Origin of the sequence: Actinomyces polynesiensis (genome assembly GCF_000820725.1) — a bacterium.
In the GTDB taxonomy this organism is placed as follows: domain Bacteria; phylum Actinomycetota; class Actinomycetes; order Actinomycetales; family Actinomycetaceae; genus Pauljensenia; species Pauljensenia polynesiensis.
Genome location: NZ_CCXH01000255.1, coordinates 1 through 20,566 on the forward strand (window position 1 = coordinate 1; position 20,566 = coordinate 20,566).

Here is a 20,566-nt window from a genome sequence, read left to right on the forward strand (position 1 = left end):
AGCGGGCGCGGACGGAACTGGCACGACTGGGACGCGTCAACCCGCTGGCCCTGGAGGAGCACGCCGCCCTCGCGCGTCGGCACGAGTTCCTCGTCTCCCAGGTCCAGGACCTCAGGTCGTCCAAGGCCGACCTGCTCCGCATCATCGACGACGTCGACACCCTGGTCCAGCAGGCCTTCGCCACCGCGTTCGCGGACACCCAGCGGGAGTTCGCCCACACCTTCGAGGTGCTCTTCCCCGGAGGGGAGGGGAACCTCGTCCTCACCGATCCCGAGGACATGCTCTCCACCGGCATCGAGATCGAGGCCCGTCCCGCGGGCAAGCGCGTCAAGCGTCTCTCGCTCCTCTCCGGTGGGGAGCGTTCCCTGGCGGCGTTGGCATTCCTCGTGGCGATCTTCAAGGCGCGCCCGTCGCCCTTCTACGTCATGGACGAGGTCGAGGCCGCGCTGGACGACGTCAACCTCTCCAGGCTCCTCCAGATCTTCCGGGAACTGCGCGAGAGCAGCCAACTGATCGTCATCACCCACCAGAAGCGGACGATGGAGATCGCCGACGCCCTCTACGGCGTCACGATGCGCGACGGGGTGACACGCGTGGTCTCCCAACGCCTCTCGGGGGCCGCACCGGGGGCCGGGGTCCGCTGAGGGGACACCGGAGCCCAACCTCCCACCCCCCTCCTGGGGGCTCGACTACATTGTCCAATGTCGGAAGCATCCGGGCACGCAGACCTGGGCGGACGTCCGTCCGCCGGGAGGGGGAACGATGTCGACGTCGGAGGCCAGCGAGATCGTCAAGGAGGTCGGGGGACCGGGCAACATCGTCTCCCTCACGCACTGTGCGACCAGACTCAGGTTCCAGCTGCGTGACGCGAGTGGGGTCGACCAGGCCAAGGTCGAGGCGATCCCCGGGGTGCTGGGTGCCGTCCCGCAGGGCGGCGACCGTTTCCAGGTCGTCATCGGCGGCGGGGTGCAGAACGTCTACAACGAGATCCAGGCGCTCCCCGAGATGGCGTCGGCGGGCGCACCCGACTCCGCGGCGGCGACCAAGGCCGCTGAGCGTGCCAAGGGTCCCCGGGGCAAGGTCGCCTGGCTCGACTCCCTCTTCGAGTTCCTCTCCGACTCCTTCCGGCCCATCCTCGGCGCACTGCTCGGCGCCTCGCTGTTCATCACCTTCATGGCGCTCATGGGCACCCTCGGCGTCATCCCCAACTGGGCGGACCCGCGCACGGAACTGAGCCCGTCGTGGCAGTTCGTCAACCTGGCGTGGAAGTCCGTCTTCGTCTTCCTGCCCCTCATGGTCGCCTACAACGCGTCCAAGAAGCTCGACGTGGACCCCTGGATCGGCTTCGCCGTCATGGCGGTCGTCATGCTTCCGGGGTTCACCCAGATGGGGGAACAGGCCGAGACGTTCACCCTGTGGGGCTCGGAGATCCACGTGGTGCGTGTCCTCGGGCTGCCCCTGACGATCTTCGACTACTCCTCCCAGGTGTTCCCGCCACTCCTCATGGCCGCGGTCCTGGGGCCCCTCTACAAGCTGCTGCGCAGGCTGATCCCGGAGAACGTCCAGCTGATCTTCGTGCCGTTCCTCTCGATGCTCGTGATGATCCCGCTCACGGCCTTCCTCATCGGCCCCATCGGCGTCTACGCCGGGGCCGGCCTGGCCAACCTGCTCAGTGCCATCAACAACTTCTCCCCGTTCATCTTCGCGATCGTCATCCCCCTGCTCTACCCCTTCATGGTGCCGCTGGGCCTGCACTGGCCGATCAACGCCATCATGCTGCTCAACATCCAGAACCTCGGCTACGACTACATCCAGGGGCCCATGGGTGCCTGGAACTTCGCCTGCTTCGGGGCCACTGCGGGTGTCCTCGTCATCGCGGCGCGCGCCAAGGACACGCAGATGCGCCAGACCGCGACCGGAGCCCTGGCCGCAGGCCTCCTCGGGGGCATCTCGGAACCGTCCCTGTACGGCATCCACCTGCGTTACAAGCGGATCTACCCCCGCATGCTGGTGGGCTGCTTCACCGGCGGTGTCATCATCGGTGTGGGCTCCCTGGTCCTGGGTCTGCCCCACGGCATCACGACGCACGCGTTCGTCTTCACCTCCCTGCTGACCATCCCGGCCTTCAACAACATCCCCCTCTACGCGATCGCGGTGGCGGCGGCCTTCTTCACCTCCATGGTGCTGGTGATCATCTCCGACTACCGCACCCCGGAGCAGAAGGCCGCCTTCGAGGCCTCCCGTGCGGCGGCCGCCGCCCAGCAGGAGGAGGGCGCGGTGGGCAGCACCGTCGCCGCGTCAGCCGCGTCCGCCGGGTCCGCCGGGTCCGCCGCGGTGCCGACGACCGGTTCCATCCCCACCCAGGAGGGGACCGGCGCCGCACCGGCAGCCACGTCCGCCCCGACGGGGACCACGACACGGGCGGCGCTCGTCCCCGGTGCGGTGACGGTCCTCGCCTCCCCGCTGGAGGGCAGGGCACTGCCACTCACGCGAGTCCCCGACCCGGTGTTCAGCCAGGGGACGCTCGGACCCGGCGCAGCGATCGAACCGAGCTCGGACACGGTGCACGCCCCCGGGGACGCCACCGTCATCGTCGCCCAGAAGACCGGACACGCCTTCGGGCTCAAGCTGGACGACGGCATCGAGGTGTTGATCCACGTCGGGATCGACACCGTCAACCTCGACGGCAAGGGCTTCGACGTCAAGGTCACGGCGGGCCAGCACGTCTCGGCGGGGGACCCGCTGGTGACCTTCGACCGCGGGATCATCGACGAGGCCGGGTACTCACTGATCACTCCCGTCATCGTCACGAACCACCGCAAGTTCGCCTCGGTCCGGCAGGTCGGCAGCGGGCCCGTCCACGTGGGTGACCCCCTCCTGGAGGTCAGCGCACAGGGATGACCCACCCCGGCCGTGACCGAGCCCACCGAACGGGTCCCGGACCGGCCGGACAGTGAGTCGTCTCATGGTTGCAGAACGGACACGCAGGGGAGTGTGGCCTCGACGAGGTCGGTCCCCCCATGCCACGGTGGGGGCATGTTCGAGGGAGTGGCCGTGATCGTCCTGACCGTCGTCGTCGTGCTCGTGGTGGCCGTCGGCGTGATCGTGGCGCTCGCCGTCTCCCGCCGCCCTGCCGACCAGTGGCAGTCGCACCTGCGCCGCCAGACCAGGGCGTGGACCGACATGGAGGACGAGGGCGTCCCGCTGGACGACGTCGACCCGCGCCGGGTCTCGCTGGACGACATGCTCTCCTCGACCGAACAGCAGGGGTCGGGCTACATCGACCCCGCAGCACTCCCCGGCTATGTGCACCTCGAGAACGCGGCGGAGAAGCTCGAGGGCATCCAGGCACCCCGCGTCCCCCACCGGGAGGACCGGGGCGGGGCGGGCCCCGCCCGCACCTCCCACTGACGACCGTGCGCCCCGGCGGGGTCCCCCGCTGGACGACGGGCCGGTGGAACCCTTCCCCCCGGGTGGGGGATGATGGGCCCATGGACGCACTCCTGAACTTCCTGCAGACGCCCACGGGCATCGCGGTCGCGGTGCTCGTCGTGCTGGCCCTGGTCGCGGTCGTCGTCCTCGTGGTGCGCCGACCCCGACCACCCGAGGAGCGCCCGACCCGGGAGCACGAGGAGGGTCCCTCCGCACGTCCGCCCGAGGAGGCGCAACCTCTTCCGGGTGGAGCGGGGGAGGGCGGGGAGGGCGCACGGGGTCCCGGCGCCCCGGCGTCCGGGACGACCGCCCCGGCCGGGCCTGCACCCGCGGAGCCCGCACCGTCGGTCCCGGTCCCCCCGGTGGAGGTCCCCGAGTCCGTCCCCTCGCGCCTGGAGCGGCTGCGTTCACGCCTCTCCCGCTCCGGTGCGATCGGGAACGCCCTGCTCAGCGTGTTCTCCCGGGGGGACCTCACGACGGAGGACTGGGAGGAGATCGAGGACACGCTCCTGATGGCGGACCTCGGCCTGCCTGCCACCGAGCACATCATGGACGCGCTGCGGACCCGGGTCCGGGTCCAGGGCACCCAGGACCCCGCCGAGGTCCGCCAGATCCTCTCCGAGGAGCTGCTGACGCTCGTGGACCCGGGGATGGACCGGTCCCTCCACCTCGACCACGCGCTCTCCGAGGAGGGCGCGCCCCTGCCCGCCACGGTGCTCGTGGTCGGGGTCAACGGCACCGGGAAGACCACCACCGTGGGCAAGCTCGCCCGACTGCTGGTCGCCGAGGGGGACACGGTCCTCCTCGGGGCCGCCGACACCTTCCGCGCCGCGGCAGCGGACCAGCTCGCGACCTGGGGGGAGCGGGTCGGTGTCGAGGTCGTGCGCGCCGACCGCGACGGTGCCGACCCTGCCTCGGTGGCCTTCGACGCGGTGCGTGAGGGGGCCGAGAGGGGTGTCGACGTCGTCATGGTCGACACGGCAGGGCGCCTCCAGACGAAGTCGACCCTCATGGACGAGCTCGGCAAGGTCAAGAGGGTCATGGAACGTCGCGCCCCCGTCAACGAGGTCCTCCTGGTGCTCGACGCGACGACGGGGCAGAACGGGATGCGCCAGGCGCAGGTCTTCGCCGATGTCGTCGACGTGACGGGGATCGTGCTGACCAAGCTCGACGGGTCCGCCAAGGGCGGCATCGTCGTCTCCGTCCAGAAGGAGTTGGGGGTCCCGGTGAAATTCGTGGGTCTGGGTGAAGGTGCCGATGACCTTGCACCATTCGATGCCCAGGACTTCGTCAGTGCCATTGTCGGAAAGTAAAGGGAGTCTCGTCCACATCGTGGATCAGTAAAGATCTGGCAAATCCTTCCCGGTATCTTCAGGGTGTCAGTTTTCCGACCCGGAAGGCACTCCCGTGGACACACTCGACACAGGCGCAACCGCCTGGATGCTCACCTCGGCATCGCTGGTCCTCCTGATGACCCCAGCGCTCGCCCTGTTCTACGGCGGCATGAGCCGCACGAAGTCCGTCCTCAACATGATGATGATGTCCTTCGGCGTCCTGGCCGTCGTCGCCGTCATCTACCCCCTGTGGGGCTGGTCGATGAGCTACGGCGGTTCCGACATCGCCGGGATCTTCGCCAATCCCTTCGAGCAGTTCGGCCTGCTCGGTTCCTTCGACGGAGGAGCCCTGGACGCCAACGGCGTGCCGAACTGGGTGGGCGTCGCCTTCCAGATGACGTTCGCCATCATCACCGTCGCCCTGATCTCCGGCTCCCTGGCCGAGCGCGTCAAGTTCGGCACGTGGCTCGCGTTCGCGGCCCTGTGGGTCACCTTCGCCTACTTCCCCATGGCCCACATGGTGTGGGGTGGTGGTCTGCTCTCCGCCGACGGCCCGATCGCGACCCTCACCGGTGTGGCACCCATCGACTTCGCCGGTGGCACCGTGGTCCACATCAACGCCGGTGTCGCGGGCCTCGTGCTGGCCCTGATCATCGGCAAGCGTCCCGGGTTCGGCACCGAGGCCATGCGTCCGCACAACCTGCCCTTCGTGATGATGGGTGCCGCCTTCCTCCTCTTCGGCTGGTACGGGTTCAACGCGGGATCCGCCTTCACCGCGGATGCCGTGGCCGGCATGGCCTGGGTCAACACCACCGTCGCCGCCGGTGCAGCGGTCCTGGGATGGATGCTCACCGAGCGCATCCGCGACGGCCACGCCACCTCGCTGGGTGCGGCCTCCGGCATCGTCGCGGGCCTGGTCGGCATCACACCCGCCGCAGGTGCCCTCAACCCGATCGGTTCCACCATCCTCGGTCTCATCGTGGGTGCCCTGTGCGCCATGGCGGTGGGCCTGAAGTTCAAGCTCGGCTACGACGACTCCCTGGACGTCGTGGGCGTCCACCTCGTCGGCGGCCTCACCGGTACCGTGCTCATCGGCTTCCTCGCCACCGACGGCGGCCTCTTCTACGGGGGCGGCATCGGACTGCTCATCACCCAGATCCTCATCGCCCTCTTCGCGGTCGTCTTCTCGGGCGTGATCACTGGCATCATTGGGTATGCACTCAAGGCCACGATGGGTTGGAGGATCAGCCCCGAGGCCGAGATCCGTGGGATCGACCTCGCGGAGCACTCCGAGACCGCGTACGAGAACCCGACCGCCGCGGCGCGTCTCTCCTGAAGGGAACCGACATGAAGCTCATCACCGCGATCATCCAGCCCTACCGCCTCGATCCCGTCCGCGAGGCCCTCGAGGCCATCGGCCTCACCGGGGCGACCATCTCCGAGGCATCGGGGACCGGACGCCAGAAGGGCCACACCGAGGTCTACCGTGGCGCGGAGTACGCCGTGACCGTCGTGCCCAAGATCCGTCTGGAGACCCTCGTCCGTGACGACGAGGTCGCCGCGGCGGTCGAGGCGATCTCCGGTGCCGCCCGCACGGGTAACATCGGTGACGGCAAGATCTGGGTCAGCCCCGTCGACGACGTCATCCGCGTCCGCACCGGCGAGTCCGGCCCCTCAGCTCTGTGAGGTTGTGATCACACCAGTGGCACCCACGCTCGGTCAGGCCCTGCTCGACCTGGAACCACCCCGTCCCATCGAGGACGGACAGTGGCACCCCGGTCCGGGCAGGGCCTATCGACGTGCCGTCCAGCAGTCGGTCACCGACCACCTCCTCTCCGTGTGGGACGGGGCGACCCGTGACCTGGACATCGGGCCGGTCGCCCTGGCCATCGTGGGCTCCTTCGCCCGCGGCGAGGGCGGGCCGACCTCAGACATCGACGTGGTGGTGCTCCACGACCTGCCCCGGCGCCTCCAGGGGCGCATCGACGAACTGGTCCAGCACCTGCTCTACCCCCTGTGGGACTCAGGGGTCGCCGTCGACCACTCGGTGCGCACCCCCGAGCAGTGCCGCGAGGTCGCGCGCACGGACCTCCCCGCCCTCACCGGGCTCCTCGACCTCCACCACGTCGCGGGCAGCCGCGAGCTCACGGAGGCCGTCCGCAGTGCGGTCGCCGCGGACCTCCGCAAGGCCGCCCCCACCCGCGTCGACGAGTTGCTCTCGGGGGCACGGGAGCGGTGGGGCCACGACGGCGACATCGACCTCGTCAACGAGCCCGACATCAAGTCCAGCAAGGGGGGCCTGCGTGACCTCAACCTCATGAGGGCACTCGCGGCCACCTGGCTGACCGACTACCCGCACGACCGCGTCGAGGACGCCGCGGCGCTCCTCTGCGACGTCCAGGACGCCCTCCAGCGCGTCACCAGACGACACACGGCCCGGTTGCTGCGTGCCCACCAGGCTGAGGTCGCGGACGCCCTCGGACTCGAGGGCCCCGATGCCGAGACTGACCTCATGCGACTGGTGAGCCGGGCCGGTTCCGCCATCTCGGAGGCCACCGACGGGGTGGTGCAGCGTGCACTCGGTGCGCGTGAGGCCTGGGGTCCCGGAGGGCTGCGGCGCAGGATCTTCAGTCCCCGTTCACCGCGTGGTTCGAGGAAGGTGGCGCACCTCGACGAACTCGGCTTCGGCATCGCGGTGTCGGACTCCTCCCTCGTCTTCACCGAGGCCGACTCCGCCCGCGATCCCTCCGCGGTCCTCGAACTCGCGGGCGCAGCGGCACGGACGGGCATGTCCCCCTCCGCCGCGACCCTCGACGACATCCGCGCAGCGGTCGGGGACGGGCTGATGTCGGGGGAGGCCATGTGGTCCTCGCGGAGGGCACATCTCTTCGTCGACTTCATCGGGTCGGGCAGGGGGGTCATCCCGGCCTGGTTCGCCCTGGACGGTGCGGGGGTGCCCAGTGCCTGGATCCCGGAGTGGGAGGCCCTGCGTTCACGCCCCCAACGTGCCGAGTTCCACCGCTGGACCGTCGACCGCCACTGCGTGGGCACCGTGGCCGAGATGGGGGAGATGCTCGCCGGCAACGCCGACTGGCTCCCGCCCTTCGACCGCTCGGTCATCGACCGCACCACCGCGCTGCTGACCGCCCTCCTCCACGACATCGGCAAGAGGCCACCCGGGGGCGGCATCGACCACCCCCACGAGGGCGCCGTCCTCATCCCCGCCATCCTCGAGCGCATGGGCTTCCCCGAGCTGGTCGACACCGTCACCTCACTCGTGGACCACCACCTCGTGCTCGCACTCGCGGCGACCTCACGTGACCCGGACGACCCGGCCACGGTCGACCTCGTCCTGGATGCCGTGGACCACGACCCCCGTCGCCTCGCGACGTTGATCGCACTCACCCGGGCGGACTCCGTGGCCGCCGGGGACAAGGCCTGGAACCCCTGGAGGGCCAGCCTCGTCAACGGCCTGGCGCGGGTGTGCTGGGAGGTCCTCACGGACTGAACAGGGGGGGTGGGCACCGGTCGGCCGGGGTCCGCCACCTCCGTCGGTGCCCGGCCCACCCGGGCGGGGGCGTCGCGACGGCGTGCGCTAGTCTGGGGGACAGCCAATTCAGCCCTCCTCGCCCCGGAAGTGGGAATCACGTGTTCGGGAACCTCTCCGACCGCTTGGGTCAGTCCTTCAAGCAGCTCCGCGGCCGCGGCGTCCTCACCGAGGCCGATGTCGACCGGACGATCTCCGAGATCCGTCGAGCCCTCCTCGACGCCGACGTCGCGCTCCCCGTGGTGCGCGAGTTCACCTCGAAGGTCCGGGAGAAGGCCCACGGCGCCGCCCGTACCCAGGGACTCAACCCCGGTCAGCAGGTCGTGCGCATCGTCCACGACGAACTCGTCGAGATCCTCGGCGGGGAGACCCGCGAACTCCACTTCGCCCGCCGGGGCCCCACGGTCTTCATGCTCGCGGGCCTCCAGGGCGCCGGCAAGACGACCCTGGCAGGCAAGCTCGGCAAGTGGCTGCACGAGGAGGGCAGGTCCGTCCTCCTCGTCGCCTCCGACCTGCAGCGGCCCAACGCCGTCCAGCAGCTGCAGGTGGTCGGTGAGCGCGCAGGCGTCCCCGTGTGGGCGCCGGAGCCGGGCAACGGGGTGGGCGACCCGGTCGAGGTGGCCCGCTCTGGTCTCGACCACGCCATCCACTCCGGCATCGACGTCGTCATCGTCGACACCGCCGGTCGTCTCGGTGTCGACCGCGAGATGATGGACCAGGCCATCGCGATCCGCGACGCCGTCCACCCCGACGAGACGATGTTCGTGCTGGACGCCATGGTCGGTCAGGACGCGGTGCAGACCTCCACCGCCTTCCGCGACGGTGTCGGGTTCACCGGGGTGGTGCTCTCCAAGCTCGACGGTGACGCCCGCGGCGGTGCCGCCCTGTCGGTGCGCGGGGTGACGGGTGCCCCGATCCTCTTCGCCTCCACCGGCGAGGACCTCGACGACTTCGAGCGCTTCCACGCCGACCGCATGGCGGGGCGCATCCTCGACATGGGTGACGTGCTCACCCTCATCGAGCAGGCCGAGAAGCGCATGGACCAGGAGGAGGCCGAGAAGGTCGCCGCCCGGGCGATGTCCGGGGAGCTCACCCTCGACGACTTCCTCTCCCAGCTCCAGCAGGTGCGCAAGCTCGGGTCCATGAAGAAGATCCTCGGCATGGTCCCCGGAATGGCACAGATGCGTGACCAGCTGGAGAACTTCGACGAGCGCGAGGTCAACAGGGTCGAGGCCATCGTGCGCTCGATGACCCCCGCGGAGCGTGCGGACGTCAAGGTCCTCAACGGTTCCCGCCGGGCGCGCATCGCCCGCGGGTCGGGCACGACCGTCACCGAGGTCAACGCCCTGGTCAAGCGTTTCGACGCAGCCAAGGCGATGATGGGCCAGATGGCCCAGGGTGGCGGGATGCCGGGCATGGGGTCCCTGCCGGGCAAGGGTGGGCGCGCCAAGCAGCGCGCGGACGCGAAGCGGGCCGCGGCCCAGAAGGCGCGTGTCAAGAAGAAGGCGCGCTCCGGCAATCCCGCCAAGAGGCGTCAGCAGGAGCTCGAGGCCCTGCTGCCCAGGGAACAGCGGGGTGGGGCCGACAGGACGCCGGTCGCGGGTTCCGCCTTCGGTCTGGGGGAACCGGCCGCCGACCCGGTGCCGGCACGACCTTCCATGGACGACCTGCCCGAGGACGTCAGGCGGATGCTCCAGGGGCGTTGAGGTGATCTTCTCCGGACGGATGCTGTGGCGCGGGGGAACCCGTGGCCACGAGACGGGGCACGTGGAGGGACTCCCGGCCGCGACCGGGACGGGAGCGGCGGCGGAACACCTCCCGGACGCCGAGTGGGTGAGGGGCTCCTGGGAGGTCCGGGAGGGACGGGTCCACCGCCTCGACGGGTCCGGTCCTGCCCCCGACCTCACGGGGTGGGCAGTGCCCGGCCTCGTGGACGTCCACTGCCACATCGGGATCTCCCCGGAGGAGGGACCGGCCACCCGCGCCGAGCAGGAGGAACAGGCCCTGGCCGACCGCGACTCCGGGGTGCTCGCCGTGCGCGACTGCGGGGTGCCGGTCGACAACTCCTGGGTCAAGGAGCGCCACGACCTGCCCCGCCTCGTGCGGGCCGGACGCCACATCGCGCGTCCCCGGCGGTACATGCGCGGCCTCGCCGTGGAGTTGGAGGACCCCCGGCGGCTTCCCGCCGAGATCGTCCGCCAGGCCGCGGTGGGGGACGGATGGGTGAAGATCGTCGGCGACTGGATCGACCGTTCCGCGGGTGCGGACTCCGACCTCGACCCGCTGTGGCCGCGTGAGGTCCTCGTCGACGCGGTGGCGGCGGCCCACGACGCCGGCGCCCGGGTCGCGGTGCACTGCTTCTCCCACGCGGCGGTCGACGACCTGCTCGAAGCCGGCGTCGACGACATCGAGCACGGTACCGGGATGGACGACGACCAGATGGCCGAGGCGGCCGCGCGCGGGGTGACTGTGACGCCGACCCTGCTCCAGATCGAGCTCTTCGGGGACTTCGCCGACCAGGCGGGGTCCCGCTACCCCCGCTACGCCACGACCATGAGGGCCATGTACGAGGACCGCCGCGGCCACACCGAGAGGCTCTTCGACTCCGGGGTCCGCCTGCTCCCCGGCACCGACTCCGGTGGGTACCAGCGGCACGGGAGCATCGCCCGCGAGCTCGACCTGTGGGTGCGTGCGGGGGCGTCACCCGCACGGGTCCTGGACCTCGCCACCTGGAGGGCCCGGGACACGCTCGGGTTGCCGTCCCTGTCACCGGGCGCACCGGCCGACCTGGTCGTCTTCGACGCGGATCCGCGCCGTGACCCCTCCGCGCTGGCACACCCGTCCGCCGTCGTGCTCCGCGGCGAGGTCGTCGCGGAGCGGTCACCACGGCACTGAGCGGTGGCGGCCCTCGGTCCCCTCGGTGCCGGTCACTGCCGGCTCAGCGCGCAGCGGTGGCGGGTTCACGTCGCAGGGCGACGTGCTTGATGTTGAGCAGGTGCCGGGCCGTGACGTTGTCGGACACCGAGGTGTGCCCGAAGGCCCCGCACCCCAGGGTGAGCGAGGGGGTCAGCGCGTTGCAGAGGCCGCCGATCGCGCCGAGCGCCGCGGGTGAGTTGACGATGATCCGCACCGCCTTCACGCGTCGGCTGAAGCGTTCGACCACCTCCGCGTCCTCCGCGTGGACGACCGCCGTGTGACCGAGCCCGTCGAGCTCGACCATGCGCCCCGCGGTCTCGATGCCCTCCTCGGTCGAGGGGACGCGGATGACCGCAAGGACGGGGCAGAGCTTCTCACGCGAGAGCGGGTGGTCACGCCCGACGCCCCCGATGGTCGCGGCCAGGACCGTGGTCGAGGGCGCGACGCCGAAGCCCGCCCGGCGGGCCAGTTCAGGGGCGCTGTGCCCGACCACCGCAGGGGAGAGACGGGCGTCCTCCACCCCCGGCGCTCCGGTGTGCGTGCCGAAGAGCAGCTGCTCGAGGGCGCGGGTCTCCACCCGGTCGGTGATGTGGACCCCGAGGCCCAGGAGCGCGGAGACGGTGCGCTCCCACACGGTGTCGTCGATGATGAGCGCCTGCTCGGAGGCGCAGATCATGCCGTTGTCGAAGGTCTTGGAGGCCACGACGTCGGCGACGGCGCGCTCGACGTCGGCCGAGGCGTGGATGTAGGCCGGCACGTTGCCTGCGCCCACACCGATCGCGGGGTGGCCGCTGGAGTACGCGGCCCGGACCATGGCGTTGCCCCCGGTGGCCAGGACCATCGAGGTGTCCGGGGAGGAGAGGAGTTCACGGGTGGTCGCCATGTCGGGGTCGCCGACCCATTGGATGCACCCGGACGGCGCGCCCGCGGCGAGGGCCGCGTCGCGGACGATTCGGGCCGCCCGGGAGGAGCAGCGCTGGGCGGAGGGGTGGAAGGCGAAGACCACCGGGTTGCGGGTCTTGAGGCACAGGAGGGACTTGAAGACCGTGGTGGAGGTGGGGTTGGTCACGGGGGTGAGTGCCACGACGGTGCCGACGGGTTCGGCGATGTGGGTGAGCCCCAGGCCCTCGTCGTGCCCGACCACCCCGACGGTGCGTTGGGCCAGGAGGTCCTGGGCGACGGTCGTCGCCGGAAGAGGTTCTTCGCCTCCTTGTCCTCGACGACCCCGCGGCCGGTCTCGGACACGGCCTCCAGCGCGAGGTCCCGCGCTGCGTGCGCCGCTGCGGCGGCTGCCGCCCGGACGATCACGTCGACCGTTCCTGGTCTAGGTCTGCCAGGCAGGCGCCGCCGCTGCGGCGAGCAGGGCGGGCACGGGTCCTGCGGTGGGAGGGGTGTCGGGGGTGGGAGGTGTGCCGGGGGTGGGAGTGGCGGGTGTGGCAGTCGGTGTGGCGGTGGAGGTGTGCATGGTCTCGGCTCCTCGACGTCGAGTGTGCTTCCTGACACTCCTGAGAATATGCACATGAGGGGTGGACACATGTGCAGAAGGTCCCGGGTGCCACCGTGGGAGGTCACGATCCGGTCAAGCAGGGTCCCCGGTGGGATGGAGGTCCCGACCGGGCGGGTTCGGCGCGCCGAACCCGGTCGCCCGTGGAGGGTTCAGGAGTTCGCTGAGATCTCCTCGAGCTCCCGCAGGAGCGCCGTGGCGGTGCATGCGTCGAGCTGGCGTGCCGAGGCGACGACACCGGGGCGCAGCCCGTCCGGCTGACCGCTCCCCAACGGCAGGTTGAGGACACGGCCCCCGGCCACGCGCACCAGGTGGATCCCTGCTGCGACGTCCCAGGGTTTGAAGGAGGTGCCGATCATCGCCCCGCACCATCCCGCCGCGACCATCGCCAGGTCCAGCGCGGCCGCACCCGGGCGACGCAGGGCCTGGTAGGCCTCCGCCAGACGTGTCTCGTGGTCGAGGCCGAGCCGCGGGTCCCGCCTCAGCACGGCCAGGCCGGGATGGTAGGTGATGAGCAGGGCGTGGTCCTCGCGCGAGGGCCCGTCCGCGTGCAGCTCGCGCGTCCCGGTGGGCCCCTCCACCCAGCACCGGTCGCGGTCCGCGACGAAGAGCTCGTGGCTCATCGGCACCGAGACGGCGCCCGCCACCGCCGTCCCGTCCACCTCTGCGGCCACGGAGGTGTTGAAGTAGGACATGCCCGCGGCGAAGTTCGCCGTCCCGTCGATCGGGTCGATGATCCAGCGGACCCGGTTGCGCAGGGGGGCGCAGCGCCTCAGGGCGCCCTGGACCTCCGGGGAGGTCGGGACCAGGAAGTGCTCCGTGAACTCTCCGGTCAGCTTCGGCGGCTCGAGGGGCAGGACGTGCTCCCCGGTCTCCTCCCCGAGGACCCGTGACCCCGGGACCATGCGCGCGAGGAGGGCGTGGAGGGCGCCCTCGACCCTCCGGTCGTGGAGTGTCACGGGGTCGTGCACGTCCACCTTGGTCTCGAAGGAGGTGACCGTGCGGGCCACGGAACGCAGGTAGGGCGCGACCGCCGTGGCTGCGGCACCGGCCAGCGTGGCGAGGTCGTGCGCGATGGCGGCGTCCCCGTCGGACGGGATGGGATTCGACATGCTCCCATTGTCCACACGCGCATCCGGGGTGACGGCAGGGGTGTCCACGTGAGCGATCGCACTCCCGGTGGGGCGCGAGGTGCGGCGGTCGGCTTGGGACTGGGGCCCGGGCATGGCACAATGGACCGCTGTACCCGGTCCGGGCGGACCCTCTCACCTCCCGTCACCGTGTCCAGGAGCAATCATCGCGCCGTGTCCCACCGGCGTGGTGGGAGGTCCACCCCGATTCGAAACAGGAGTGACCACACCAGTGGCAGTTCGCATCCGTCTGAAGCGCATGGGCAAGATCCATGCGCCGTTCTACCGTGTCGTCGTCGTCGATTCCCGCAAGAAGCGCGACGGCCGGGTCATCGAAGAGGTCGGCCTCTACGACCCGACCCGTGAGCCCTCGCTGATCAAGATCGATTCCGATCGCGCGCAGTACTGGCTCTCGGTCGGCGCCCAGCCCTCCGACCAGGTCCGCAACCTGCTGGTCCTGACCGGTGACATCGCCAAGTCGCACGGCAAGGCCGACGCGGTGTCCCGCGTCAAGGTCTCCGAGGCCGACAGGGCCGCCGAGGCCGCCGAGGCCGTCAAGGCCGCCGAAGCGGCTGCGGAGAAGCGCAAGGCCGCCGCCTCCGCCGAGAAGGCGAAGGAGGCCGCGAAGGCCGAGGAGGCGTCCGCCGAGTCGGAGACCGCCGAGTCCTCCGACTCCGGTGAGGAAGCCTGATCGTGCTCTCCGACGCGTTGGAGCACCTGGTCAGCGGCATCGTCGACCACCCCGATGACGTGCGGGTCTCGTCGAGGTCGATGCGCCGTGGACAGCTGCTCGAGGTCCGGGTCAATCCCGAGGACCTCGGTCGGGTCATCGGGCGCAACGGCCGCACCGCGCGGGCGCTCCGTACCGTGATGGGGGCACTCTCCTCGCGGGATCCCGTGCGTGTCGACGTGGTCGACACCGACAGGGAGTGACACGGTCCTGAAGGACCTGAATGGCGGGGCCCGGGTGTGAACCCGGGCCCCGCCCGCATGTCCGGGCAGGTCCGACGGTTAGGATGGGGACCCGGTCCTGTCCGGTGACGAGGGGGAGCAATGCAGCTGACTGCAGCGGTCGTGGGTCCCGCCCTCGGACTCAGGGGCGAGGTGTACCTCGACATCCGGACCGACGATCCCGGGCGTCTGGACCCCGGTTCGGTCCTCGACACGGACTCACCGGAGGTGCCGCAGCTGACCGTCGAGGCACTGCGCACCCACAAGGGACGGGTCATGGCGACCTTCGCCGAACTCGTCGACCGCTCCGGTGCCGAGGCACTGCGGGGCACCCACCTCCTGGTCGAGGCGGAGCCCGAGGAGGACGCCTGGTACCCCCACGAACTGGTCGGGCTCGAGGCACGGACCCCCACCGGGGAGCTCCTCGGTGCGGTCGTGGGACTCCAGCCCGGTCCTGCCCAGGACCTGCTCCTCGTCGAGCACGCGGGCCGTCGCGTCATGGTCCCCTTCGTCGTGCAGATCGTCCCGGAGGTGGACGTGGCCGCGGGCACCGTCACCGTCGACGCCCCTCCCGGTCTGTTCGACGAGGAGGAGGCGGTCGATGCGGGCGACCGGGACGGGCAGCCCGCCCCGCGCCGTGACGGGGGGACGGGGCGCTGATGCGCATCGACCTCGTGACGATCTTCCCCGCCTACTTCGCGGCACTGGACCTCTCACTCCTGGGGCGTGCGCAGGAGGAGGGGCTCCTCGACGTCGGCGTCCACGACCTGCGCGCGTGGACGGACGACCGCCACCGCACGGTCGACGACGCGCCCTACGGGGGCGGGGCCGGCATGGTGATGCGGGCGGACGTGTGGGGACGTGCCCTCGACGAGGTCCTCGACACGGAACTCCACGAGACCGCCGGCCGGGCGGACGGGGGAGACGGGGTCGGGTCCGCGGGCCGGCGTCCTCGTCGCGTCCTGGCCATCCCGACACCCTCGGGTCCGCCGCTCACCCAACGCATCGCGGAGGACCTCGCCGGCGCGGACCAGATCGTGGTGGCCTGCGGGCGCTACGAGGGCATCGACCAGCGCGTGGCCGACCACTACCGTGACCGGGAGCAGGAGGTCCTCGAGTTCTCCATCGGCGACTACGTGCTCAACGGCGGTGAGGTCGCCGCCCTCGTCCTCGTGGAGGCGGTCGGTCGCCTCCTCGACGGGGTGGTCGGGAACCCGGCCTCGCTCGTGGAGGAGTCGTACTCGGAGGAGGGGCTGCTCGAGTACCCCGCCTACACGCGTCCCCGTTCGTGGAGGGGGCGTGAGGTCCCCGAGGTCCTGCTCGGTGGGGACCATGCGGCCATCTCCAGGTGGCGACGCGACCGGGCGCTCGTGCGCACCGCGCACCGTCGCCCCGACCTCGTCGAACGGTTGGACCCGGAGCGACTGGACATCCACGACCGGGAGGTCCTCGCCGGAGCGGGCAAGGTCCTCGTGCCCGGGCGGGCTGACGTCGTGCTGCGGCACGCCCGTCGTGACGAGGCAGGCGCGGTCGCCGCTCTCGCCCGCGCGACCTTCCCCCTGGCCTGCCCCGACTTCCTCACGGAGGAGGACATCCGGGCGTTCGTGGACGCCCACCTCAGTGAGTCCGAGTTCGCGCGCATGCTCGACGACGCCGGGGACCACCGCATCATCGTCGCCCAGGTGAGGGGTGACGGTGACCCGTTGATCGGCTACACGCTGACGGTGCTGGGGGGTCCGGACGGGATGCCCACGGAGATGGTGCGCCGCGGCCGGGTCGAGCTCGGGGCCGCCTACCTGTCGAAGTGCTACGTGTCCCCGGAGTGGCACGGTTCGGGCGTCTCCGGTGCCCTCCTGGAGCGGGCGGTGGCGGACGTCGCGGCCCAGGGGCGCAACTCCCAGGTCGCCCTCGGCACGAACATCGCCAACAAGCGGGCCCGGAACTTCTACCGGCGCCACGGCTTCTCCCTGGCGGGACGTCGGACCTTCATGGTGGGCGAGGTCTCCAACATCGACGACGTCCTCGTGCGCAACCTCACTCCCGGTCGGGAGTGACGCAGCCCCCTTCCCCTTGGGGCCGGGGCCACCGGTGTGGCAGACTGTGACGTCGGGCCGACCGGGTGGAACCTGCCGCAGGGGGACACCAGGACGTCGGGCCCACACACGCACAGCAGGCGTTGGCCTGCAGGACGGACGTGACTGACCTGCGGCAGGTGCGTCGAGGAGAGAACATGCAGAAGCTGGACGTCGTCGACGAGGCCTCGCTGCGCGAGGGCATCCCCGCCTTCCGCGCCGGTGACACCGTCAAGGTGCACGTCAGGGTCGTCGAGGGAACCCGGTCCCGCATCCAGGTCTTCCAGGGCGTCGTGATCGCCCGCCGTGGGCACGGGGTGTCCTCGACCTTCACGGTGCGCAAGGTGTCCTTCGGAGTGGGTGTCGAGCGCACCTTCCCGGTGCACGCCCCCACGATCGACCACATCGAGGTCGTCACCCGTGGTTCCGTGCGTCGGGCGAAGCTCTACTACCTGCGTGACCTGCGCGGCAAGGCCGCCAAGATCAAGGAACACCGCGACTTCACGGCCGCTGAGTGACGGACGGGTCGGGCCCGGCACCCCAGGTGCCGGGCCCGACCCGTATCCTGTGCAGCGGGACGAGGAAGGACGTCGGACATGACGGATCGTGAGGGGCTGCCCATCGGTGGTGACACCGACGACGGCGTGCCCGCCGGCGCCACCCGGGGCACCCACATCGCCCGCGACCAGCAGTCCCCCCCGCCCCGGCGACGTGGCGGCGGCCGGGCCGCGGGCGGCTCCGGTGTGCTGGCATGGCTGCGCGAGGTGGGCCTCGTCCTCCTCCTCGCCGTCATCCTCTCCTCACTGCTCCGGGCCTTCGTCGTCCAGGTGTTCTGGATCCCCTCGCCGTCGATGCACGACACCCTCGTGGAGGACGACCGCATCGCCGTCTCGCGGGTGTCGGCCTGGACGGGGGACATCCACCGCGGGGACGTCGTCGTGTTCAACGACTCACTGGGATGGCTCCCCACGGTGCAGTCGGGAGGTGCCGGCGGGGTGCTGCGGGACGTGGGGGAGTTCATCGGCTTCCTGCCCGCCGACGGTGAGCAGACGCTCGTCAAACGGGTCATCGGTGTGGGCGGGGACCACGTCACCTGCTGCACCGCCGCCGGCCGGATCGAGGTCAACGGTGTCGCGATCGACGAGCCCTACCTGGCGCCGGGACAGGCGCCCTCGACGATCCCCTTCGACGTGGTGGTCCCGGAGGGCCACCTGTGGGTCATGGGTGACAACCGCGGGAACTCCTCCGACTCGAGGTACCACATGACGGACGGGCAGACGCCCTTCGTCTCCCTCGACGACGTGGTCGGGCGGGCCATGTGGGTGATATGGCCCGTGTCCCACTGGAGTTCCCTGGGCGGGCGCGAGGTCTTCGACAAGGTGCCCGAACCGTGACGCGGTCACCGGCGGTGCGCGCACCGGTGACCTCCACACGTGACGTCGAACTGGACCTGGCACGCGTCCACGGGCGTGTGGCCGGGATGGACGAGGTCGGCCGTGGTGCGTTGGCCGGACCGGTGGCGGTCGGCGTGGCCGTCGTGGACGCGACCTGCGGGGAGCCACCGATGGGCCTCACCGACTCAAAGAGGCTGAGCCCGCACCGGCGCGAGTCCCTGTGCGCCCCGCTGGAGGCCTGGGTGCTCGCCAGCGCGGTCGGTTGGGCGGGCCCGGAGGAGGTCGACCGTTTCGGCATCATCACCGCGCTCAGACTGGCGGGGCTGAGGGCCCTGTCCGAGATCCGTTCCGGTGGGGTGGAACCGGGTGTCGTGCTGCTCGACGGTTCCCACGACTGGCTGACCCCTCCCGCGCCCGCGCTCCTGTCACCCGAGGGGCTCGTGGTGGTGGTGGAGGACGCGGAGGTGCCGCCGGAGGGACGCACGGGGCCCGGTGTGCCGGTGGTGACGCGTGTGCGTGCGGACTTGGAGTGTGCGGTGGTCTCGGCTGCCTCGGTGCTCGCGAAGGTCCGCCGTGACGCCCGGATGTGCTCCCTGCCCGACCCCGGCTACGACTGGGCCAACAACAAGGGGTACGCCTCGCCCGCCCACATCGGGGCACTGGGAAGGTTGGGTCCCTGCGAGCTCCACCGCAGGTCATGGCACCTCCCGGGTGTCGTGCCGGTCACGGCCGGGGGTGCGGACCCGTCCACGATGAGGCCGGCCGCCGGTGGAGAGGGCATGATGGGACTGTGAGCAGTGAGGACATCGAAGGATACGAGAACGCCCTGGAGCTGGAGCTCTTCCGCGAGTACCGCGACGTGGTGGGGCTGTTCAACTACGTCGTGGAGACGGAACGTCGGTTCTACCTGTGCAACAAGGTCGACGTGCAGGCCCGACCCGTCGGTCAGGACGTCTTCTTCGAGCTGACGTTGACCGATGCCTGGGTCTGGGACATCTACCGCTCCTCGCGTTTCGTGAAGTCGGTGCGCGTCATCACCTACAAGGACGTCAATGTGGAGGAGCTCTCCAAGCCGGAGCTCGACATCCCCTGAGCGGGCCCCCACCCGCGCCACAGGTCCGGCCGAGGCGACCGTCAACACCCACGGGGCGGGGCGTTCCGCTGTCCACAGGGGACGCCGCCTGACCCTCCCGTGCCCCCGCGCTGCTGCCAGCCTGTGCGTGGAGGTGGTGACATGGACACGGCGCACCGCGCGGCCCTGGGACGTGCCGGGGAAGACCTGGCGGTCCGGCTGGTGGTGGGGGACGGACTCGAGGTCCTCGACCGGAACTGGCGCGACGGGCGTCGCGGCGAGCTCGACGTGGTCGCCCGCGACCCGGGGACGGGGACGGTCGTGTTCGTGGAGGTGCGGACCCGCACCGGCGACGGGCACGGGACCGCACTCGAGTCCGTGGACGCCCGGAAGCTCATGCGCCTGAGGTCACTGGCAGCAGCGTGGTTGTCCCGGCACGACGTCCACGGACGGGTGCGCATGGACGTCATCGCGGTGACGGTGCCTCCCGTGGCGCGCCGGTCCGACGTGCCACGCCCCGTGGACCTCGGGGGTGCCCGGGTCGAGTGGGTGCGGGGGATCGTCCCGTGAACGCCGGCGCCGTGGCCAACGCGATGGCGGTGGGCCTGGTGGGCCTGGAGGGCCATCTCGTCCAGGTGGAGACCCACGTCGGCCGGGGACTGGTCGGCTTCGCCCTCGTCGGGCTCCCGGACGCCTCCGTGCGCGAGTCGAGGGAGCGCGTGCGCGCCGCCCTGCAGTCGTGCGGGTTGGAGTCCCTCGACCACCGGATCACCGTCAGCCTCTCCCCGGCCGACCTCCCCAAGTCCGGCAGCGGGTTCGACCTGGCGGTCACCGTGTCGATCCTGGTGGCGACCGGCAAGGTGTCGCCCGTGCTGACCGAGTCGACCGTGTTCGTCGCCGAGGTCGGCCTCGACGGGGCCCTGCGCGGGGTACCGGGGGTGCTCCCGTGCCTCGTCTCGGCGCAGCGCCTCGGCATCCGTCGTGCGGTCGTGGCCGGCTCCTGCGCGGCGGAGGCGGCGCTCGTGCCCGGTCTGGAGGTCCTCGCCCTCGACCACCTCGCAGATGTGGTGGAGCGCGGAGGTGGTGAGGCCAGGCGCGCGTTCTCGCTGGGGGTCGGTGCGACGGGGCCCGGGCACGCGCTCGCGGTCGGGCCGGCACCCGGGGCACGCCCGGGTCCGGGGGAGGTGCCCGACCTGGCCGACGTGCGCGGCCAG

At 71.1% G+C, this 20,566-nt stretch carries 22 protein-coding genes; 19 read left to right on the forward strand and 3 right to left on the reverse strand.

What is annotated here, in order from left to right:
* The 9 genes from TA90_RS10890 to TA90_RS10930 form a co-directional block, all read left to right on the forward strand.
* Positions 1-644, forward strand: a 644-nt coding sequence (locus tag TA90_RS10890; RefSeq protein ID WP_043536411.1) for an AAA family ATPase, incomplete at its 5' end; no start/stop codon positions are given.
* 118 nt (positions 645-762) lie between these two features.
* Positions 763-2,901, forward strand: a complete 2,139-nt coding sequence (locus tag TA90_RS10895; RefSeq protein ID WP_043536413.1) for a glucose PTS transporter subunit IIA — start codon at positions 763-765, stop codon at positions 2,899-2,901.
* A gap of 135 nt (positions 2,902-3,036) precedes the next feature.
* A complete protein-coding gene (locus TA90_RS10900; RefSeq protein ID WP_043536414.1) occupies positions 3,037-3,411 on the forward strand; it encodes a hypothetical protein in 375 nt (124 codons plus the stop codon).
* A gap of 80 nt (positions 3,412-3,491) precedes the next feature.
* Positions 3,492-4,745: a signal recognition particle-docking protein FtsY gene (gene ftsY / locus TA90_RS10905; RefSeq protein ID WP_043536416.1), complete on the forward strand. Its 1,254-nt coding sequence runs from the start codon at positions 3,492-3,494 to the stop codon at positions 4,743-4,745.
* 94 nt (positions 4,746-4,839) lie between these two features.
* A complete protein-coding gene (locus tag TA90_RS10910) occupies positions 4,840-6,102 on the forward strand; it encodes an ammonium transporter (protein WP_043536419.1) in 1,263 nt (420 codons plus the stop codon).
* Positions 6,103-6,113: 11 nt separating this feature from the next.
* Complete coding sequence (locus TA90_RS10915; RefSeq protein WP_043536421.1) at positions 6,114-6,452, forward strand: P-II family nitrogen regulator; 339 nt, start codon at positions 6,114-6,116, stop codon at positions 6,450-6,452.
* Positions 6,453-6,468: 16 nt separating this feature from the next.
* Positions 6,469-8,274, forward strand: coding sequence for a [protein-PII] uridylyltransferase family protein (locus tag TA90_RS10920; protein WP_052450793.1), 1,806 nt, complete (start codon positions 6,469-6,471; stop codon positions 8,272-8,274).
* Positions 8,275-8,414: 140 nt separating this feature from the next.
* Positions 8,415-10,019 (forward strand): signal recognition particle protein, encoded by a 1,605-nt coding sequence (ffh, locus tag TA90_RS10925; protein WP_043536423.1) that lies wholly within the window; start codon positions 8,415-8,417, stop codon positions 10,017-10,019.
* Between the two features lie 19 nt (positions 10,020-10,038).
* On the forward strand, positions 10,039-11,208 hold the full coding sequence (locus TA90_RS10930; protein WP_052450797.1) for an amidohydrolase family protein: 1,170 nt from the start codon (positions 10,039-10,041) through the stop codon (positions 11,206-11,208).
* Between the two features lie 43 nt (positions 11,209-11,251).
* Here the strand turns inward: TA90_RS10930 and TA90_RS10935 are convergent, their stop codons facing one another.
* From TA90_RS10935 to TA90_RS10940, 3 genes are all read right to left on the reverse strand, one after another.
* Positions 11,252-12,373, reverse strand: a complete 1,122-nt coding sequence (locus tag TA90_RS10935) for an aldehyde dehydrogenase family protein (RefSeq protein WP_052450794.1) — start codon at positions 12,371-12,373, stop codon at positions 11,252-11,254.
* Between the two features lie 180 nt (positions 12,374-12,553).
* Positions 12,554-12,694 carry a hypothetical protein gene (locus TA90_RS14685; protein ID WP_156135667.1) on the reverse strand — a complete coding sequence of 47 codons (141 nt, stop codon included), beginning with the start codon at positions 12,692-12,694 and terminating at the stop codon, positions 12,554-12,556.
* 191 nt (positions 12,695-12,885) lie between these two features.
* Positions 12,886-13,845, reverse strand: a complete 960-nt coding sequence (locus tag TA90_RS10940; RefSeq protein ID WP_187120137.1) for an inositol monophosphatase family protein — start codon at positions 13,843-13,845, stop codon at positions 12,886-12,888.
* Between the two features lie 250 nt (positions 13,846-14,095).
* Here TA90_RS10940 and rpsP point away from each other — a divergent pair, with 250 nt between their 5' ends.
* The 10 genes from rpsP to TA90_RS10990 all read left to right on the forward strand — a co-directional run.
* Positions 14,096-14,554, forward strand: a complete 459-nt coding sequence (rpsP, locus tag TA90_RS10945; protein ID WP_043536427.1) for a 30S ribosomal protein S16 — start codon at positions 14,096-14,098, stop codon at positions 14,552-14,554.
* Positions 14,555-14,556: 2 nt separating this feature from the next.
* Complete coding sequence (locus tag TA90_RS10950) at positions 14,557-14,796, forward strand: RNA-binding protein (RefSeq protein ID WP_043536429.1); 240 nt, start codon at positions 14,557-14,559, stop codon at positions 14,794-14,796.
* A 120-nt stretch (positions 14,797-14,916) separates the two neighbouring features.
* Complete coding sequence (rimM, locus tag TA90_RS10955) at positions 14,917-15,474, forward strand: ribosome maturation factor RimM (RefSeq protein ID WP_052450796.1); 558 nt, start codon at positions 14,917-14,919, stop codon at positions 15,472-15,474.
* Entirely contained in the window at positions 15,474-16,868 is a 1,395-nt protein-coding gene (gene trmD, locus TA90_RS10960) for a tRNA (guanosine(37)-N1)-methyltransferase TrmD (RefSeq protein ID WP_043536430.1), read from the forward strand. The genes rimM and trmD overlap by 1 nt, the downstream gene beginning before the upstream one ends.
* A 176-nt stretch (positions 16,869-17,044) precedes the next feature.
* Complete coding sequence (gene rplS, locus TA90_RS10965; protein ID WP_043536431.1) at positions 17,045-17,404, forward strand: 50S ribosomal protein L19; 360 nt, start codon at positions 17,045-17,047, stop codon at positions 17,402-17,404.
* A gap of 78 nt (positions 17,405-17,482) precedes the next feature.
* Positions 17,483-18,280 (forward strand): signal peptidase I, encoded by a 798-nt coding sequence (gene lepB, locus TA90_RS10970; protein ID WP_082031652.1) that lies wholly within the window; start codon positions 17,483-17,485, stop codon positions 18,278-18,280.
* Between the two features lie 86 nt (positions 18,281-18,366).
* Positions 18,367-19,074, forward strand: coding sequence for a ribonuclease HII (locus TA90_RS10975; protein WP_231550730.1), 708 nt, complete (start codon positions 18,367-18,369; stop codon positions 19,072-19,074).
* A complete protein-coding gene (locus TA90_RS10980) occupies positions 19,071-19,373 on the forward strand; it encodes a DUF2469 domain-containing protein (RefSeq protein WP_043536433.1) in 303 nt (100 codons plus the stop codon). Before TA90_RS10975 ends, TA90_RS10980 begins: the two co-directional genes overlap by 4 nt.
* A 141-nt stretch (positions 19,374-19,514) precedes the next feature.
* Positions 19,515-19,922 carry a YraN family protein gene (locus TA90_RS10985; protein WP_043536434.1) on the forward strand — a complete coding sequence of 136 codons (408 nt, stop codon included), beginning with the start codon at positions 19,515-19,517 and terminating at the stop codon, positions 19,920-19,922.
* Positions 19,919-20,566, forward strand: a 648-nt coding sequence (locus TA90_RS10990) for a magnesium chelatase domain-containing protein (protein ID WP_147513475.1), incomplete at its 3' end; no start/stop codon positions are given. The genes TA90_RS10985 and TA90_RS10990, both read left to right, overlap by 4 nt.